General features: G+C 40.4%; 15 protein-coding genes. 6 read left to right on the forward strand and 9 right to left on the reverse strand.

The window, feature by feature from the left end; translation table 11 throughout:
• Positions 1 to 84 precede the first annotated feature (84 nt).
• Positions 85 to 1665: a phosphoglycerate dehydrogenase gene (gene serA, locus QZT26_RS04985; protein WP_099324864.1), complete on the reverse strand. Its 1581-nt coding sequence runs from the start codon at positions 1663 to 1665 to the stop codon at positions 85 to 87.
• A gap of 289 nt (positions 1666 to 1954) precedes the next feature.
• On the opposite strand from serA, the gene QZT26_RS04990 reads away from it, so the two are divergent.
• Positions 1955 to 3028 carry a hypothetical protein gene (locus QZT26_RS04990; protein ID WP_099324863.1) on the forward strand — a complete coding sequence of 358 codons (1074 nt, stop codon included), beginning with the start codon at positions 1955 to 1957 and terminating at the stop codon, positions 3026 to 3028.
• Position 3029: 1 nt separating this feature from the next.
• On the forward strand, positions 3030 to 3821 hold the full coding sequence (locus tag QZT26_RS04995) for a formylglycine-generating enzyme family protein (protein WP_099324862.1): 792 nt from the start codon (positions 3030 to 3032) through the stop codon (positions 3819 to 3821).
• A gap of 415 nt (positions 3822 to 4236) precedes the next feature.
• Here the strand turns inward: QZT26_RS04995 and QZT26_RS05000 are convergent, their stop codons facing one another.
• Both QZT26_RS05000 and QZT26_RS05005 read right to left on the reverse strand, forming a co-directional pair.
• A complete protein-coding gene (locus QZT26_RS05000) occupies positions 4237 to 5472 on the reverse strand; it encodes an SPFH domain-containing protein (protein ID WP_099324861.1) in 1236 nt (411 codons plus the stop codon).
• A gap of 85 nt (positions 5473 to 5557) precedes the next feature.
• A complete protein-coding gene (locus QZT26_RS05005) occupies positions 5558 to 6742 on the reverse strand; it encodes an SPFH domain-containing protein (protein WP_099324860.1) in 1185 nt (394 codons plus the stop codon).
• Positions 6743 to 7757: 1015 nt separating this feature from the next.
• Between QZT26_RS05005 and QZT26_RS05010 the strand changes: the two genes are divergently transcribed.
• The 4 genes from QZT26_RS05010 to QZT26_RS05025 all read left to right on the forward strand — a co-directional run bounded on the left by QZT26_RS05010 (position 7758) and on the right by QZT26_RS05025 (position 12356).
• Positions 7758 to 9428: an alginate export family protein gene (locus QZT26_RS05010; RefSeq protein WP_099324859.1), complete on the forward strand. Its 1671-nt coding sequence runs from the start codon at positions 7758 to 7760 to the stop codon at positions 9426 to 9428.
• Positions 9429 to 9612: 184 nt separating this feature from the next.
• On the forward strand, positions 9613 to 10593 hold the full coding sequence (locus QZT26_RS05015; protein ID WP_099324858.1) for a DUF3782 domain-containing protein: 981 nt from the start codon (positions 9613 to 9615) through the stop codon (positions 10591 to 10593).
• Positions 10594 to 10609: 16 nt separating this feature from the next.
• Complete coding sequence (gene trpE / locus QZT26_RS05020) at positions 10610 to 12097, forward strand: anthranilate synthase component I (RefSeq protein ID WP_295101055.1); 1488 nt, start codon at positions 10610 to 10612, stop codon at positions 12095 to 12097.
• 100 nt (positions 12098 to 12197) lie between these two features.
• The gene (locus tag QZT26_RS05025) at positions 12198 to 12356 is read left to right on the forward strand and encodes a hypothetical protein (protein ID WP_157820469.1); all 159 of its coding nucleotides are present in this window, start codon (positions 12198 to 12200) and stop codon (positions 12354 to 12356) included.
• A 195-nt stretch (positions 12357 to 12551) separates the two neighbouring features.
• On the opposite strand, the gene QZT26_RS05030 is transcribed toward QZT26_RS05025, so the two are convergent.
• The 6 genes from QZT26_RS05030 to QZT26_RS05055 all read right to left on the reverse strand — a co-directional run bounded on the left by QZT26_RS05030 (position 12552) and on the right by QZT26_RS05055 (position 18644).
• Positions 12552 to 13067, reverse strand: coding sequence for an adenine phosphoribosyltransferase (locus QZT26_RS05030; protein WP_099324856.1), 516 nt, complete (start codon positions 13065 to 13067; stop codon positions 12552 to 12554).
• Positions 13067 to 13903, reverse strand: coding sequence for a sigma-70 family RNA polymerase sigma factor (locus QZT26_RS05035; protein WP_295101060.1), 837 nt, complete (start codon positions 13901 to 13903; stop codon positions 13067 to 13069). The genes QZT26_RS05030 and QZT26_RS05035 overlap by 1 nt, the downstream gene beginning before the upstream one ends.
• Positions 13904 to 15658 (reverse strand): 30S ribosomal protein S1, encoded by a 1755-nt coding sequence (locus QZT26_RS05040; protein WP_295101058.1) that lies wholly within the window; start codon positions 15656 to 15658, stop codon positions 13904 to 13906.
• A gap of 55 nt (positions 15659 to 15713) precedes the next feature.
• Complete coding sequence (gene cmk / locus QZT26_RS05045; protein WP_099324853.1) at positions 15714 to 16385, reverse strand: (d)CMP kinase; 672 nt, start codon at positions 16383 to 16385, stop codon at positions 15714 to 15716.
• A 391-nt stretch (positions 16386 to 16776) separates the two neighbouring features.
• Positions 16777 to 17772, reverse strand: coding sequence for an ABC transporter substrate binding protein (locus tag QZT26_RS05050; protein ID WP_157820468.1), 996 nt, complete (start codon positions 17770 to 17772; stop codon positions 16777 to 16779).
• Positions 17769 to 18644: a PhnD/SsuA/transferrin family substrate-binding protein gene (locus tag QZT26_RS05055; RefSeq protein WP_157820467.1), complete on the reverse strand. Its 876-nt coding sequence runs from the start codon at positions 18642 to 18644 to the stop codon at positions 17769 to 17771. Before QZT26_RS05055 ends, QZT26_RS05050 begins: the two co-directional genes overlap by 4 nt.
• Between the last annotated feature and the right edge of the window lie 233 nt (positions 18645 to 18877).

Consider the following 18877-nt stretch of genomic DNA (forward strand, 5'->3'; position numbering starts at 1 on the left):
AATTTTTCTCCCTCGTAGAGTTGGTGACACGTACAAGCAGGCTTTGTCCGTGTCACCCTTATTATTCATTTTTCTAAAACTTTTTTAGAGTTGTACCAAAAATGCCGCATCAATGTGGTTTAGTTGTTTAATTTCATTTAGACAATCTTGCGGCGGCACCGCATCTATATTTAGAATACTGATGGTGTTTCCCCCTACTTCTTTCCTGCCGAAGGTCATATGTGCGATGTTTATGTTTTTGTTGCCAAGAAGAGAGCCGACCTGTCCAATGAAACCCGGCTTATCCCTGCCAAACAGAACGAGTATCTGTTCATTGAGAATGGCCTCAACTCCATAACCATTAATGTCTACCAGCCTTGGTTCGTTTTTGCCAAATACGGTTCCGGAAATACAGGTTTCTCCGTTTGAAGTAGTAATTTTTGCGGCAACAAGACTGCTAAAATCACATGCATTGCTGCTGGTCGTGACATTTACCTTGATGCCACGTTCTGCGAGCAAGGTCGGAGCGCTTACAAGATTTACGCCTTCTTCAAGGCTCGGCTTGAGCAACCCTACTATAAGGCTATCGGTAACGATTCGAATATTTTTATGAGAAATCTCTCCCGTATAAACAATATCTAATGTCTGAATGCCCGCATTATTTATTTGTGTTAAAAAAGATCCCATTTTTTCTGCAAGGGCAAGATAGGACTTCAGGCTGGCATACTCTTCCGGACTATAGGGAGAAAGGTTCACGGCGTTTTTATATCCTTTTCCGGTAAGGGCTGCGGCCATCTGTTCCGCTGCCTCAATCGCAACCGCATATTGCGCTTCTTCGGTGGATGCTCCTAAATGTGGCGTCGCAATGACCTCTTCCAGTTGTAGTAACTTATTATCCTTTGGAGGTTCTTCTTCAAATACGTCCAGGGCCGCGCCGGCAACCTGTCCTGTTTTAATGGCGTTATAAAGATCTTCTTCGCAAATAACGCCGCCTCTTGCGCAATTTATTATTTGGACGCCTTTCTTCATGAGTGAAAATTCTTTGCTTGTTATAAGGTTCTTCGTTTCTTTGTTAAGCGTAACGTGAATCGTGATATAGTCTGCCTGTGCCAAAAGATCTCTAAGGTTTTTTACAATATGTATGTTATACTGTGATGAAATTTCAGTGGTTATAAAAGGATCATAGCCAATTACTTTCATCTCTAAGGCAGCCGCCCGTTTTGCCACTTGTCTGCCCACCCTGCCTAGTCCTATGATGCCAAATGTTTTTCCGGTGAGCTGCTGACCTGTAAATTTCTTTTTCTCCCACTTCCCTTCCTTCACCGACGCACATGCCTGGGGAACGAAACGCGAGAGAGAACAAAGCAAGGCAATGGTATGTTCTGCCGTTGAAATGATATTGCCTGCGGGGGTATTCATGACGACAATGCCTTTTTTTGTAGCGGCAGGAACATCTATATTGTCGACGCCCACGCCCGCACGGCAAATGGCTTTCAGCTTTTCACTTTTTTCGAGCACAGGAGCGGTGAGTTTTGTATTGCTTCTCACGATAACGCCATCGCACATTTTTATAACAGCATCTAATTCAGGCGGTTTTAAACCGGTTTTCTTTAAAACTTCAACCCCGGCATTTTGTAGTATTTCGTTACATACGTCAGGAAGATCGTCTGCGATTAAGACTAACATGACACTGCCTTTCCAAAAAAATAACAATGTTTTTGCGAATATGTAAATATAAGACGTTACGTTGTGTTTTATCAGGGCAAATGCAATAATAACGGGAATATGATAACCTTTTAATCCTATGAAATCAAATTTAAACTTTCATGCATAGAAAAATGCAATAGTTTAAAAATAAGACCCGCATTCGCACCATTTAGTAGTAAAGGGGATAATATTTGCGGTAAGACGGGGTTTTTGTTAAACTCTACACGGTGTTTTTATTCAGAAATCAATTCAAGTTGGAGTACGATTCATGAAGCACTGGGTTTATATTGCTGTTTTGCTGGTATTTATATATTTACCTGTGGTTTTATTTGTGCAAAAAAGTGCTATAGGACAAACAAGCGGACAGGAAGTTTTTGATAAGCTGACGGATTTTCAAAAATCACTGAGGGACTGGATGCGCAATATTGATAACCTTAGCGCACAGTTCTCTGAACTGAATAAAGACGTAAAGGAGACCATCGCTCCCCTGAAAGAATCCAGCAAAATCATAAAAGATCTTGAAGGAAAAATGAATAAAATTGTTTCAAGACTGGAAAAGGTGGAACAAGTGACCTCTATTGAAGATGTGAAAAATACACTTGATTCTTTTGGCAAAACATTTGATGTCTTTAAAAAACTGTTTTCTGATTTAAAGAAAAGAGTTGAAGACCAGGAGGTGAAAACAACTGTTCTTGAAAAAAAATATCAAGAAGCCGAAACACCATTAGCCCCTTTTAAAAAGGCGCTTGAAGACATAAATAAACTGGTTACCGATAAATTTGCAGAGCAGGAAAAAATCCTTGCCGCCGCAGAGGTAAATATAAAAACACGTACAGAGGCGCTGGATCAACAAATAAAAATTTTTGAAGAGTTTGACCGAAGGGTGAAAAATTTGGAGAGACGGGGAGTTGTTTCTTCTGGTACTGCTACGGCGGCGGTCGTGGTGGCATCTCCGGAAGTCAAGGTGACGCCGGTGGCTGAAGCCGTAGGTACGGAAACGGTTGTGGCCGCAAAGGAAGAACCGGTTGCGCGCGAGCCGTCTCCCGAAGAAGAAGGTTTTAATGAGGCAGGAGAGGGGTTTTATGTGAGGAATGTAAAACTGCTTCCTTTTGGATCTTCCGCACAAATCGAGGGGGAGATAAAAAATTTGTCCGGAAAAGATCAAAGTATTGCTAATTTTGAAATAAAGGTATACGACAAAAAGGATTTGGTTTTGTTCATGCAGGATTTTTCAATAAGATCTTTTAAGAATGAAGCTATCAGAAAGTTTAACGAAATTATTACCGGTTATTCGCCGGTAGATATTGCAAGGTACGAGGTGTTGGCGAAGAGGAGATACTGATATGTGGATTGTCAAAAGATGGATTGTTTTGTTCGCTTTTGTTATGGTATTTTTTTTAAAAGGATTACTTGCTGCGGAAGAAGGCGAACAGTATCCGGGTATGGTTTATGTCCCTGCGGGTGAGTTCTATATGGGGGAAGATAAATATTACGATTGGACGTTTATGTTGGCATTTAACATATATGATGGGCCGGAGCATATTGTGTATCTGGACAGCTATTACATTGATAAATATGAGGTAACAAACGAACAGTATGCAAAATTTATAGAAGAAACAGGGCATCGTATTCCGTACTGCTGGTTTGATGAAAGGTTTAATACTCCGGACAAGCCTGTTGTTGGCGTCAGATGGGAGGATGCGGTTGCTTACGCAGAGTGGGCCGGCAAACGTTTGCCTACAGAGGCAGAGTGGGAAAAAGCAGCGCGTGGCAGTGACAGGCGTTTGTGGCCTTGGGGGAATGAGATATTTGATGCGGAAAGATGCAATGTTTGGGAAACAAAGAAAATGCAGACATCTCCTGTCGGAAGTTATAAACAGGGCAAAAGCCCCTACGGTTGCTATGATATGTCGGGTAATGTCTGGGAATGGTGTACTGATTGGTATGATCAAAATTACTATTATTCTTTTCCTCGTGAAAACCCAAAGGGTCCGGAATCTGGGCAACAAAAAGTTATTCGTGGAGGTAGCTGGCATTATTTCGGACACTTCGCCCGATGTGCAGCAAGGTATCGTGTCCTTCCCCATGCAGAAACACCACAGATTGGTTTTCGCTGCGCAAAATCCGTAGAGTAATTACAAAAACTTGAACTATTATATAGTAGATCGCAAAGCGTAACGGTTCACAGTATTTAAATTATTGCTAAATTGGTACTTAATAAATTATAAATTTATTACAAAAAAAATTTGAATTGCTAAAGTACTTATTTTCAGCGTATTAAATAATAGTGGGAAAATACCCGCAAAAAATTTGTATTAATCATACTTATACGATAAAAGTAAATGCATTACGCATATATTTATTATCAAACAAATAAGGTTTTTCGAAAAATTTATACACCCTCGGCTTTTATAGGGGAGATTAGAAATCCCCTCTATCAAGAGGAGATTTAGGAGTTGTTTGATAGTATGCTTAGTCAAATAAATCTATTTTTCAGAAAGTCATTTTATCGCCAAATTTCTAAAATCAGATTTGATTGGCTATATTAAGCTAATTTCCAAACTTTAGAGTCGCATTTTCTCTACTTTTTTCAAAGTCTTTCAACCATTGCTCACTCTTTGGGTCTAACTTGCCCACACCTTCTTTTGTCATTTTCAACAGTTGCTTTATTTCTTCAAATGTTGTCGTGTCTACTTGAATTTTGCCCCTTTCATCTGAAACTCCAAGCCGTGTTGCCATCTCATCAACATTTAGCAAATTCAGATCCATGGTAGAAACATTTATATCTGCAAGATTGAAATTTCTTGCTGCCTCCATTGCAACTATAATGTCACCGCCAAATCCTTTAATGGCCTCTCGTCTCAATTTTTCCCCTTCAGCCCTAGCCAATTTAATCAACAATTCCCCCTCCGCTTTTCGCTGCTGTTTGTATTTGTCCCCCTCTGCCCTTTTTTCAATAAGATATTTGTCCGCCTCTGCAAGATATTCAATTACCATTTTTGTAGTCTCAGCATCCAAAACGGTAACCTCTCGTTCTTTATCGGCGGAAATTTTCTGTGCTACGGCTTCCGTGTCAGCCTCGATTGTTTGAGTAATACCTCTTTGTTCCGCGGCCAATGCTTTTGACTGATTCAATACGTAGTCCAATTCCGCAACCTTGATATTCTTAATTTTGCGGTCTAGCTGCTGGTCAAACCGGAATTCTAAAATCAAAACATCTATAATTTCTATGTATCTTGACTCTAAGCGCTCCCGGAGTCTTGTTCTGCATTCTTCCGCTCTTTTGCGTTTTTCTTCAGGGTTGTATAAATCTCTTTCCACCATTTTTCCAAAGACACTACGTGCAACGTCTCTTGTTTCATTCTCGACGATTATCTTGTACCTCTCCCCGACACCAAGATCTTGTCGGAGTTTCCAGGCAGAACCTCTTTTTATTTGGTATTTAATAACCAAATCAACCTCCACATCGTAGTCATCTGCGGTTCTTATCGCAACGTGCTTTCTCTCATCGTGCCCTAATCCCGAATTTTCCTTTGCCATTTCCAGTGTTTGCACTGTGATATCATAGAGGTCCCACTGGTCTATTGTCGAAATCGCCCTGTGCCAGCCAGGTCCATAATCCTTTTGCACAATACCCCTGCTTACACCCCAAACACGGGTTCTCACTCCCACCTGATCAGCGCCAACCTTTATGACGAAGAATTTAATACTGACGATAGAGATCGCAATAACCGCAAGTACCGCAATAGGAATGATATATTTTGCCGTCAATTTTCCCAGGTGCATTTTTGCCTCTACATTCTAAAAATGAGTCGTTAAATTATGATATCAATACGCAGTAAAAAGTGTCTATTGACCGTTACAGCGGCCATTAATCTGATTTTTGAGGACCTGGTTGCATCGGGCTAACCATCGGCGCGTCTGGAGGTTCCGGGCGTGAGTAATCAATCTTGGGAGCGTCTTCGATATACTTGAAACGTTGTATCGATTGCGGTACTTCGATCCCGCTTCTGACAATCGGAACACCGCGTACAATGGCATTTTTCAGACGTTTTGCATATTCAAGTCTGACCAGATTGCGGCTTCCGTTTCCTTCAAAAGCGTCCCTTAACGCGGCAAGTCCTTCGGCCTCTGACTTCACCGTTACAAGTACGGCATGCGCTTCCTGTGACAAGCGCTCAAAATCGGCTTCTGCCTCAAATGTTGCTTTTATTAAATAAGCTTCCGCCTCTTGTTTCTTGGCCTCTGCAGTACCTCTTGCATCCATGATTCTTTTATCACAATCACCCCTGAATCTGGCAACACGCACCTCTTTCTTTTTTGTCTCTTCGACGATTACCCTCCTCTGGTTTTCCATTGCCGCCTTTGCCCTGGTTTTTTGTTCTTCCACTTCTTTGTCAGCCAATCGTCTCTCTTGTATTTTTTCGGCGTATTCTCTATAGTAGCGATAATCTGTGAGGTTTATCGAAGTAAGAAAAAAACCATGCGGCTCTAAAAAAGTATTAATTTCGAGTCGTGCTTTGTCTGCTTTTGCATCGCGTTTTGAAGCGCTTGGGAATTCATCTATACCTAGCTCTCCGTAACAGTAATAACAAATGGTGCGTGCATAATCATAAACCCATTTTTGTTTGTAAACATCGCCAATGCCGGTGTTTTGAATTATGTGTGAAGCGTACTCCGGATTCAGGATATATTGTATCTGTAAATCCAACACAACTTCACCACCGTCAATAGTTTTTATTATAAGAGGGTTTCCCTGTGGTTGCTTTTCATTGATCTCAGCGGCCGTCATCTTCAATACCAGCTCACGCTTGTCTAATATATAAATATCCTGAATAAAAGGGTAATAAACAATCGCACCTGCACGATTAATTTGCTTTATGCTGCCAGTTAAATTGTTTACGATTACGGCTACTTCGTCTGGCGCAAGTTCTTTCCAGCTTAGCTCTTTGCCGCCGTAAATACCTCCAGCGATAAAAGCCAGAACAAGTACCGATACAAAAGTCTTCCTGTAGAGGTGGAATTTTTTACTTTTTGGTTTGAAGTCTTTGTCCATAGTAAAGAGTACCTTTTTAACGAAAAGCTATTTAATTTATTGTTGTTAAGCTATTTAAGCGAATGTTGCATTGGTTTGCTGCAAAGTGTATAATTATAAGGGCAGGTCTTTGGGAGTCAACAAAAAATTTAAAAAAAAGGACTTTCTGAAAAGCGCGTTAAGTGGTTCTTTGGTTAAGAGTAAAATCGTAATTCGGAAAGTGTATTTCACTTTGCAACGGCTTATTTAGGTTTGAAAGACCATCTCCGCTTGTACAAGTATTCAATAAATTGCTTTGTAGTGATGGGCATGTTGCCCTATCGCCTGTCTCTTTAATATTACAGTGTATTACAAAGGCGTTTTTCGTAAAATGTAACATTTGGCTTGCGATTTGTGACGTATAATGAATCTTTGGATTTTCGATGTACTGACAAATTCTGACGTCCCGATTGAACTAAGCAAATTAAGAGGCTGTCATCCAAAAACGGGTCGAACGTTAAAGGGGTTATGTTCGGATATGTGGCTTCAAATGTTCTCTCTTGCTTGCTATATACAAGTCGTTTGATTTTGATGTGAGGTATTCCCTTTTTATTATAAGCATTAAAGTATTTGTGGTAAGAAATGGTCTGCGCTTGTTATTGTAATCGGTAAGATTGAGGTATCTTATGTGTCCTTTACTTCACCAGAAATAGCAACCGGAGGGGATGTGTAATGCTTTATTACTGCCAAATGTAATTGCAGTTTCATGAATGGTCCGCCAGTATTCAGGTGCGATATGTATACTATGTGCAAAAAATTGTTTGACAATTTGAGAATTGAGGCTACAATGGTTTCCGTCAAGGTTATCTTTATCGCTTAGCCATGTAGCTGTTTGTTCGGCTAAATTTTTTAGAGAGTATAACAAATCTAGGAGGAGGAGAAAGGAGGCGTTATATTATAAGGTTACGTTAACATACGGGTTTTAAATTTTGTTTGTGTATTTGGTTGTGATTCTGTTTTAGTTTGAGGTCTGTTTATTAATGATTGGGAGGTGTATATGAGAAATAAATTTTTGAAGACGTGTTTTAGTGGCGTAGCTGCTGCTGTCTTCTGTTTTGCGGCTGCTCCCTTTGCGCATGGGGCTGGTTCTTCCTCGCTGGAAGACATGGAAAGAGAATTGAATGCCTTGAGGGCCTCTGTTTCTAACTTGACGGAACAAATAGAAACAGTAAGGGGTGGCCAAGCTGTTTCGTCTGCTCCTTTGGGCGAAAGCGAAAAAGGAGAATTAGAGGCGTTAAGGAGCGAAGTAAACTTCTTAAAAGGAGAGTTTCAGACCGCAGCACAGGCAGAAGAGCTAAAAGCGGAGGATATTGCAGGAAATGTTTATTCAGAATTTGCAAAGAAGGTAACACTGGGTGGGTCGATCAGGACCAGGGCGGAATATGCTAATGGTTACTACAGTTTTCCAGGGGATGTGACATTACCTGGTTTTAACCCTCCTACCATACCAGTTGGTGGTGCTGCTACAGGGACAAGACCCAAATCGTCTATAGATGATGATTACGTGTTAAACCAGACTAGGCTATGGGCAGATGCGGATGTAAACGAGCATCTCAGGATATTTATCCAGCTTCAGGATTCCAGGGCTTTTGGTGTGGAAGGTACGACTGTTGGATTTGCCACTGATGGGGCAAATAACCGTATCGATATCCACCAGGGTTATTTTGACCTAAAGAATCTTTTCGACCTTCCGTTAACGGTAAGAGTGGGACGCCAGGAAATTATCTGGGGCGATCACAGGGTTATCGGTAACTTAGTCTGGTCTAATCAGGGGCGTGTATTTGATGGCGGCAGGGTTATGTGGGATACGGATGCTATCCATGCAGAAGCCTTCGCAATGAGAGTAGATGAGGATGGTTACCTTTCCTACGCCGTGGATGGCAGCGGGAATTCTGATGAAAATGTATATGCTGGTATGTTATCGTTTAAAAAGCTCTTGCCGGGTGCTTTGATTGAGCTTATGTATATACAAAAGAATAATCAGGACGAAACCGCTGCTGTTAGTGCTCATACAGGGGCTGGGAAGGGAAACACCATTATTCATGATTTCGGCGTAAGGATTGACGGTAAATTGCCAAACATGGATGCCGTAGATTATACATTGGAATCCCACGGTCAGACCGGTGATGTCGGTGATCTTGACCATGAGGCATGGGCATTTGCAGGCAGGGTTGGATATACCTTTAAGGATGTGGCATGGACTCCTCGCATAGGGTTTGAATATGCCTTTGCTTCGGGTGACGATGATCCAACAGATGGGGATCACGAGACCTTTGATAATCTCTATCCCACAAACCACATGCAGGGCAACTACGGTTTTATCGATTTGGTTTCATGGCAGAATATGCATGACTTCAGGCCTAGTTTAAAGGTTAACCCAACCGATAAATTAATGATGCAGGTGGATTATCACTACTTCCTGCTGGCCGAGGAAGAAGATGGTTGGTATAACGCAGCTGCCGGTCTTGTTGCTGCACGTCCAGCCGGCGGTTATTCTAACGATGACAATCTGGCGCAGGAGGTTGATTTTACGGTAAGCTATCAATTGTATAAAAATGTAGGTATCCTTGCTGGATATTCATGGTTCGGCGCTGAGGACTGGATCGAGAAGAACGCCGGTGATTTTGATACACATTGGGGCTATTTACAAACAACTGTTACATTCTAATACTGTAGTGTTTGCTTGAATATTTGTATTGATGAAATAGGTTGGAAATGGGTGTTGCTGAGGCAACACCCATTTTTTTTGCATGGAAAAAGGTCAAAAATCCGTTAAACTTTTATTTAACCGTTACTACAACTTTAAATTTTCTGTAAGTCAAATGAGTTAACTAATATTTTGAGTATTTATTATGAAAACCAAAGAAATCCGCGAGATAATCCTCAAAGAACTGCCGGATATTATTAAACATGACAAAGAGATACAAGATTTTATCTTGCATATTTCTAAAGAATGTTTTGCTGGCAAAGATACGACAGAAGACCGGTTTGACAAGATACTGAGAGAGCTTGCAGAAGACAGAGAGACACAAAACAGGAAATGGTTGGAGGATACCAATCGGTGGTGGGAGCAGGCTGAGAAGTGGAAAGAACAAGACAAACGCTGGCAGGAACAGACTGAGCAGCGGAAGGAACAAGATAAACGCTGGTGGGAACAGGCTGAGAAGTGGGAAGAGCAAGATAAACGCTGGCAGGAACAGACTGAGCAGCGGAAGGAACAAGATAAACGCTGGTGGGAGCAGGCTGAGAAGTGGGAAGAGCAAGATAAGCGCTGGCAGGAACAGATAGAGAAGTGGAAAAAACAAGATCAGCGCTGGCAGGAGCAGGCTGAACGGTGGGACAAACAGGAAAGTAAATGGGAAGAAAACCAGAAGGTTATTCGCGATATCATGGAATCTATCAAAAAGATGGACCGGAAATATGACAGCACTATCGGCGCATTAGGCGCCCGGTGGGGATTAAGGACTGAACAATCATTCAGGAATGCCTTGAAGGGAATATTGAGAGAGGTTTCCGGATTAGATGTAATTAATGTCATTGAATATGATGAGGAAGGGATAATTTTTGGACGTCCTGAACAGATAGAATTAGATTTAGTGATAAAAAACGGGCATTTTATGATATGTGAGATAAAGTCATCTATTAGCAAATCAGATATGTATATATTTCAGAAAAAAGTAGATTTCTATCAGAAAAAACATAACAGAAAGGCCCGGAAGCTTATTGTGATCTCGCCAATGGTAGATAAAAAGGCTATGGAATTTGCAAAAGACTCAGGTATATTAGTTTACAGTTATGTTGAAGATATAGAGTCGGAGATTTTTTCTGTTTAACTAGAATTTTTAATACATGAATAATTACTATCCTTCCCTGGAAGAGTTTAAACAACTTGCCTCGGCCAACAATATTGTGCCGGTATACAGACAACTGTTTGCGGACGCACTTACCCCTGTTTCTGCATTTCAAAAATTATCAGATTCTAAACATGCCTTTTTACTTGAAAGTGCTGCCGGCGGAGAAAAAATTTCGAGATATTCCATCCTTGGGTCTGACCCATTTCTTGAATTTACTACGATGGGTACGAAGGTAGAAATTTTGAGGAAAAATGGAAATAATGAAAAAATTCAAACAACTGACCCCCTGGCTATTCTTGAAAGAGAGATGAGTAGGTTACGTCCTGTAAAAATAAAAGAACTTCCTGATTTCTTTTGCTGCGCAGTGGGATACATCGGTTACGATGTGATTCGTTATTATGAAACCCTGCCCGATATGCCTAAAGATGATCTTTTTCTGGCAGATATCAGGATTTTATTTTATGACACAATTATTGTTTTTGACCATTTGACAAAAACAATAAAGATTGTCTGTTCTGCATATGTAGATAATAACGAGTTGGAAGATTTGTATAAAGAATCTATCAAGAGAATTGATTGTGTTATTGAAAAGCTGAGAACGCCTGTCATGTCGTTAAGCGATGATATAACGACTGATAAAGAAACGAGCCGGTCTTTTTGTTCAAATTTTGAAAGAAAAGATTTTTTATCTGCAGTTGACCGATGCAAAGAATACATTCGTGCAGGAGATATTTTTCAAGTGGTAATTTCACAGAGATTTAAGACTGAGACCGAGGCGGAACCTTTTAATATTTACAGGGTGTTGCGGGTAATCAATCCTTCTCCATATATGTTTTATTTTAAAATGGATGATTTATATTTTATAGGGTCTTCTCCCGAAGTAATGGTAAAGGTAGATGGTAAAAAAGTTATCGTACGGCCTATTGCAGGTACCAGAAAAAGAGGACTGTCTGATGATGAAGATGAGAAGCTTGCTGGTGAATTAATTGAAGATCCCAAAGAAAGAGCGGAGCATATAATGCTTCTTGATTTAGGAAGGAATGATGTTGGGAGAGTTTCCCGTTACAATACTGTTCGCATCGAAGAAAAAATGGTCATCGAGAAATATTCACATGTAATGCATATTACCTCGAGTATTTGCGGCGAACTAGACGATAGTAAAAGTGCATTTGATGCTTTAAGGACATGCTTGCCGGCGGGGACACTTTCCGGCGCTCCGAAGATTAGGGCAATGCAGATTATCGACGAACTGGAACCTACTAAAAGAGGGCCGTATGGTGGCGCTGTAGGGTATTTTGATTTCTTCGGTAATATAAATACATGCATTACAATCCGAACGATAGTGTTAAAGAATAAACATGCGTATATTCAGGCTGGAGCAGGAATCGTTGCAGATTCAATACCGGAAAAGGAGTTTGATGAAACGGTAAATAAGGCAAAGGGGATGATGCTGGCGATTGAAATAGCGGAAAATATGAAGTAAGGCGTGGTGTGCTTAATAAAAAACATTTGTTCATTTCGTGGAGGTATTGCAGGTAATAGTTTAGATGTGTTTGGTGACACTTAGCACGGAGACCGTTAGAATGGATTTTTCAAGGATTTTGCAGATAGCAGGAATTATTGTGGCATTACATGCACTTTATTTTGGAATAGTAAAAGATTCTATGAAAATGGAAATGATTATGCTGTTTATCGGGGTCGTAATGTTTTATTTTGGCAGGTTGTCGGGAAGCAAGCGCTAACTGTTATAGTCACTGCATTTGATTTTAGAAATATAAATTTGTATATAAATTTTAAATTTTAAATTATAACTTATTGCAAGGCTTTTCCGGCAATGCAATTCTTTGCCGGTAATTTTCACGTACACTGGCATGAAACTATTTTACTGTTAAATTACGTCGGGTTGCGGCTTTGTACGCAAATCAATTGTAATGATATCAGTATTTTATTAATGAAAACAGGTCATATTTACTCAAGATATCCCTTCCGTTCAAAAAACCTAATTCAATTAAAAAAGCACAACCAACAATATTGCCGCCAAGCGACTCAACCAGCTTGCAACATGCATTCATTGTGCCGCCAGTAGCCAAAAGATCATCTACCATGAGAACCTGTTGTCCCTTTTTAATACCATCTTTGTGTATTTCCAGTGTATCTGTCCCGTATTCAAGGTTGTACGTCATGCTTGCTTTTTCATAGGGAAGCTTCCCTGGTTTTCTGATGGGAACAAAACCTGTACCGATTGAAAAAGCAACCGTTGTCGCTAGTATGAAGCCTCTCGCCTCCGCGCCGACAACAATATCTATTTTTTTGTTTTCAACGTAGCTGGCAATACACGCTATCGAATCTTTCAAACCCTTTGCGTCTTGAAGAAGAGGCGTTATGTCTTTAAATAGTACTCCCACTTTCGGGAAATCCGGTACATCGCGAATTAATTTTTTTAAATATTCCATTATGAATCTTCCTCTTTTGTTATGAGATAGTGTAATTTTTGAATCGTTTCTTTTTCGATCTGCCGTACACGCTCCCGGCTTATTTTAAGTATTTTGCTTATGTCTTCCAGTGTTCTTGACTCTCCGTCAACCAGTCCGTAGCGCATTGTTATGACCGTTGCCGCACGTTTATCAAGGGTATCCAAAAGTTTTTTAAGTGTTTCTTTTTCATACGTCTCCTCCAGTCCTTCTTCCGGAGGAAGCGTTTTCCCGTTTGGGGTAATATCGCTTAACGCCCAGATAATGTCAGCGCCGGAAACGAGTGGAGCATCGAGAGAAGTCATCGACTGGAGGGAAAGTTCGATGTTTTTCACATTTTGCGCAGTGATGTCCATTTCTGCTGCTATTTCTTGCTCGCTTGGCGATCTTTCGTGTTTTTTCAGCAAACCGGAAGAGGCATGTTTCATCTGTGAAATTCTTTGCAGCATATAAGAGGGAATGCGTATTGTACGTGCCTTGTTTGCAATAGCTCGTCGAATTGCCTGTTTAATCCACCAAGTAGCGTAAGTGCTGAACCTATTGCCAGTTGTTATATCAAAATCCTCAACGGCGCGTATAAGTCCCAGATTGCCTTCTTCTATGAGGTCAAGAAAGGAAAACCCGCGATTCACAAATTCCTTTGCGATGCTTACCACCAGCCGTAAGTTTGCCTTTATTAGTTTTTCCCGCGCTTCTGCATCGCCCTTTGCTACTTTCCTGGCAATTTCCAGTTCCTCTTCAAAAGTAAGCAAAGGGATATTCTGTATTTCTTTTAAGTAGGCTTGTAATGCAGAGTCCGTAGTGCCATCTCCTTGTATTTAAATGGATTCAACGACACTGGAAGGTTCCGCCTTTTCTTCTTGAACTACTTTTTCTGATGAAGAGTTATCGGAAGAGTTATTTTTTTCCTCAGGATGCGCCGCTATTTTCTTCAAACTAAGGCCGATTTTTCTTGCTTCAGGCTCAATGCGAATTACTTTCACCTCTAGTTCGTCTCCTACATTTACCGCATCGGCAGGGTTGCTGATTTTTTTATCTGAAAATTCGGAAACATGTAATAATCCTTCAATTCCTTGTCCTAGTTCTAAAAAGGCTCCAAAATTTGCGAGTTTTGTTACGTGTCCTTTCACAATATCGCCAACCTTATATTTTTCAGGAATTTCTTTCTCCCACGGATCGTCTTGCAGTTGCTTTAATCCAAGCGCAACACGTTTCTTTTCCCTGTCGACAGAGAGAACAACCGCCTCTATTTTGTCGCCCTTTTTAACAATTTCTGAAGGATGTGCCACCTTTTTAGCCCAAGACATATCGGAAATGTGCAATAAACCGTCAACGCCTTCTTCAATTTCTATAAATGCCCCATAGTTTGTCAGATTACGTACCCGCCCTTTAATCTTCGTTCCTGCCGGGTATTTTTCCTCGATTATTGTCCATGGATTGACCTCTGTTTGTTTAATGCTTAAAGATATTTCTTCTTTTTCTCTATCGATTTTAAGCACTACTACCTCTACCATGTCCCCGATGGCAACAATCTCAGAAGGATGGTTGATACGACGTGTCCACGACATTTCTGAAATATGTACAAGACCTTCTATTCCCGTCTCCAATTTAACAAATGCCCCATAGGACATGATATTAACTACCTGGCCCTTTACCCTGGAACCTACTGGATATTTTTCCTCTATGTTAAACCATGGATTATCGGTTTTTTGTTTTAGCCCTAAAGCCACCTTTTCCTTCTCTTTGTCAACATCGAGTATTTTTACCTCAACTTCATCGTCAATCGCAAGCATTTCTGATGGATGGCTTATCCTGCCCCAGCTCATGTCCGTAATATGTAGCAGTCCATCCATGCCACCCAAATCGATAAAAGCGCCGAAATCGGCAATGTTCTTCACAACGCCCTTTCTTGTCTGTCCTGCTTCTATTTCCATTAATAATAGTTTTTTCTTTTTCTCCCGCTCTTCTTCAATCAGTTTCCTTCGTGAAACAACGATATTTTGCCGTTCTTCGTCAATTTTAAGAATTCTGCAGGTAAGTTCCTGTCCAACATATTGTGCTATATCTCCCGGTGGTTTTACGTCAATTTGCGAGGCAGGCAGGAAAATAGGTACCCCAATATCTACAAGCAGCCCTCCTTTTATCTTACGAATAATACGCCCGGTAATAATGTCCCCTTCTTTATATTTTGCAATAACTGTTTCCCAGCCACGAATGCGGTCGGCCTTGCGTTTTGATAATTTTATGAGTCCGGAATCGTCTTCAACTGCTTCTAATAAAACTTCAATTTCTTCGCCAATTCTTATTTCGGAAGGGTCGTCGAACTCGTATTTAGGCACCATGCCCTCGGATTTATAACCGCAATCTATGATTACGTTATCGCCGATAGAACTGATGATGCGGCCTTTTAGAATCGAGTTGACCTCAAAATGCAGGACAGAATCATAATAAGCGGACTGTACGTTCTCCATGGCATCTTCTGTTGCCATTATTGATTCCACGTCATTTTCTATATCTGCTACATTAACATTATATTCCTTTAAATAATCACGTTTTAAAGTTTCAAGACCCATAATTTAATAACTTCTCCGAAATAAAAATGAAAAAGGGACAAAGAAATAAAATAAATCACACTTTATTTTTTATAAGGGGATTCACTTCTTTTATAATCCTGTGAATCACCTCGTTTAACGTTAAATTTGTCGTATCAATGTAAATTGAATCGTCGCTGATTTTTAAAGGAGAATCCTTTCTTGTTGTGTCACGCTGGTCGCGTAATGCTATTTCTCTTATTACACTATCGAGCGAGTTTTCGTTGTCCGGCGTTTCTCTCTCGCGAAAACGTCTTTTGGCCCGTATTTCTATTCTGGCGTCAAGAAAAAACTTTTTTTCCGCTTGAGGAAATACAACCGTTCCGATGTCTCTTCCCTCCGCAACGGTATTTCCTTTTGAGGCAATTTTTCTCTGCAGATTTACCAGCATCGCCCTAACGCCAGGTTTGCCTGATATATGATGCGTGTTGTTTGTAACCGATGGTGAGCGAATTTCTTTGGTTACATTTCTGCCATCTACAAATACCTGTAACCCTTTTTCTTCACTCTCAAAATAAATCTGTGTCTGTTCCATAATCCTGCATAAAGCATTTTCATCATCGAGGTTTACATTATGTTGCATAGCCTTCCATGTTAATGCCCGATACATGGCGCCCGTGTCAAGATAACGAATACCCAGGTGTTTTGCCAATGTCTTTGCAACCGTACTTTTGCCGGATCCGGCAGGCCCGTCAATCGCTATTATCAAGCGAACCTCCCCGGTATATTCACTGAAATCTCCATGTCGATTCTCATAAGGTGAGAAATTTCAAATATACTAAACTATGAATTTTATTGCAAGTGTTTTATTGTGGTATCAGGTAACGCTGAAGACGTATTAAAAGCGGATCACCATGCATAAGAAAATACGATTTTTAGTAACATTTTAGTCTTTTTAAAAAAATTTCAATTTTTATGATTAGAACACACATTCCTGATCCTGCGCCGGGAACACGTTTCACATCCATTATACAGACCCATAGCCGTGTGTCTCTGATTTAGTTCGGAGACATTCGTAAAAAACCGACGTCAGCGTGAGGTTAACGCATGGATGGATTTTTTAAAAACAAAGGGGTTGCATTCACCGCAAAATCCCTGTTTTATTGAATAATCTGATTCACTGAATCTAATGCATCTGCGTTTAAAATCAATTTATTTTCTGCAACTTTTTTTAAGTTGATGCTTATGTGTGAACCGGCAGGGGTGTTAACCTTTTCGATCTTTTCTTGCCGGGAGAGCAGGTCGAGCGTCAACCTTGCGGCTTGTTTGCCGGTAGTGGGAATGTCAGCAGAAATAACCAGAGTCGCTCCCGCATCAATAAATGCCTCGCTGTATGTAAACACAGGAATATTTGCCGCATTGCATTGCTGGAATATATTGCTGACGGCATCTGTTTTTGATAGCACAACCGGGTCTGAAGTCAGCCAAATGGCGTCGACATTTTTAAGAAGTTTTTTCAGGGCAGAGGTTATGTTTGTCCTTTTGTTTATGGATATTCCAACAAGGCAGATTCCAATATCTTTGGCGTCTTCCCTTGCCTGCTGCATCCATTCTTCATTATATTCCTTACTATAAAGAACGCCGATTTTGTTTGTTTTCGGGAAGAGGTAACGGTACATCGTCAATTGCATACTCGGAAGCAGTTCGGAGGATATGCCATAGGTGTTTTCTTTTATGGTGAGACGTCTCCAATTTATGATTGAAGAAAATATTACAGTGGCATCGTTCGTCACTTCCTGTGCGAAGAGATATGCCTTAATTCCAATGCAATATATGATAGCCGGACCAGATTCCCGAATAATTTTCTCTGTTTCGGACCTCTCTTTCCATTTATTGCCAAGGTTTATTTCGCCTTTCGGGTGTGGAATGACGGATTTGAATCCCGTATGCGCCAGGGAGTAGTTTTTGATGGATATGTCTGAATTTATAATGAGTACATTTTCAGTGGTATCCGGGTATGACGTATTTGTGTAGCCTGACAGAAAGGAAAATAGTATTAAAAAGAATGCCATGAATGTACGATTTCTGCCTTGTTCGCGCATGATAGCGGCAAGCATCGGGATGTTATTTATTAGATTGTTTTTGTATTTAATCATTGTTTTTCCAGGTATTCCTTTTCCGATGCGTTGAGTATTTTCCATCCGTCAAACCCAAGCATACTGAGTTTGTTTTTCCCTTCCACGGCGGCTTCCATATCTTTAATTATTTTTGCCAGTTTTTTGTGATTTTCGTCCTGGGGTTTTGGTACCGCTACAATAGGAAGCAATGTTTCGTTGCTGATCAATAATTGCTTTAATGTGTCGTACAGTTTCCTGTTTATTACGGAAAGCTTTGCAAGGCTGCTATCTGTGGTAACAGCAGCGTCTGCCATTCCAAAACCTACGGACATCAATGCGTCTATTTCTTTCGGAACAGAGAGTATTTTTATAGAGGAAGCAACAGCACCTTTGTTTTCCCCGAACATTTGAATAAGGACGTTTTTCGTGTAATCTTCACTGCTGGCGGAAGCTACGTTCATGCCACTTAACATGCTTATGTCGTTAATAATCCTGCTTGTTGAAAAAATTCTCCTGCACGTAGATTTATTTTTGGATACGGCAACCAGGATTGGTTCGATAGAAATATTTTCTTTTAGTTGTTTATAATGCCAGCTTGAAATAATGAAGATACCGTCTTTTTTCTCGGAGATAAGTTTTTCAAATATTTCGCGTTCACTAAACGGTTGAAATTGATACCCGCCAAATCTGGCAAGGTAGAGATCGAACTCCTTTTTGAGTGAGGCAAAATTGTTGATATTGGTTTCCGGATTATAGAAATAGATGGTGTATTTATATTCAGCGCATGGCGCCAGGCTATTCGTGAATAAAAAGAGGCAGAGAAAGGCGGGAAACCATATTGCATGCGTGCATCTTTTGTAAAAAACTGATTTATAAAAATACGGAATTGTATGGTTAAAGGTATGCGACAAGATACATTTTATTTTTCTGTATATCCCCATACACATTATAAAGAAAGAGACGAGAAGGTTGTCGCAAATAAATTACAAATAAACAATATGCACGAAAAATATATATCCTAAATCCTGCAAACAAGGCAAAGCCTTGTTGCAGGAATAGGATTGAAATGGTAGGATTTCCAAGGTATTCGGCGGTATATTGATAACAAAAAACACCTGAAAGGAGATTCACCATTTCGATGAAG

The organism is uncultured Candidatus Kuenenia sp., assembly GCF_900696675.1.
GTDB classification, from domain to species: domain Bacteria; phylum Planctomycetota; class Brocadiia; order Brocadiales; family Brocadiaceae; genus Kuenenia; species Kuenenia stuttgartiensis_A.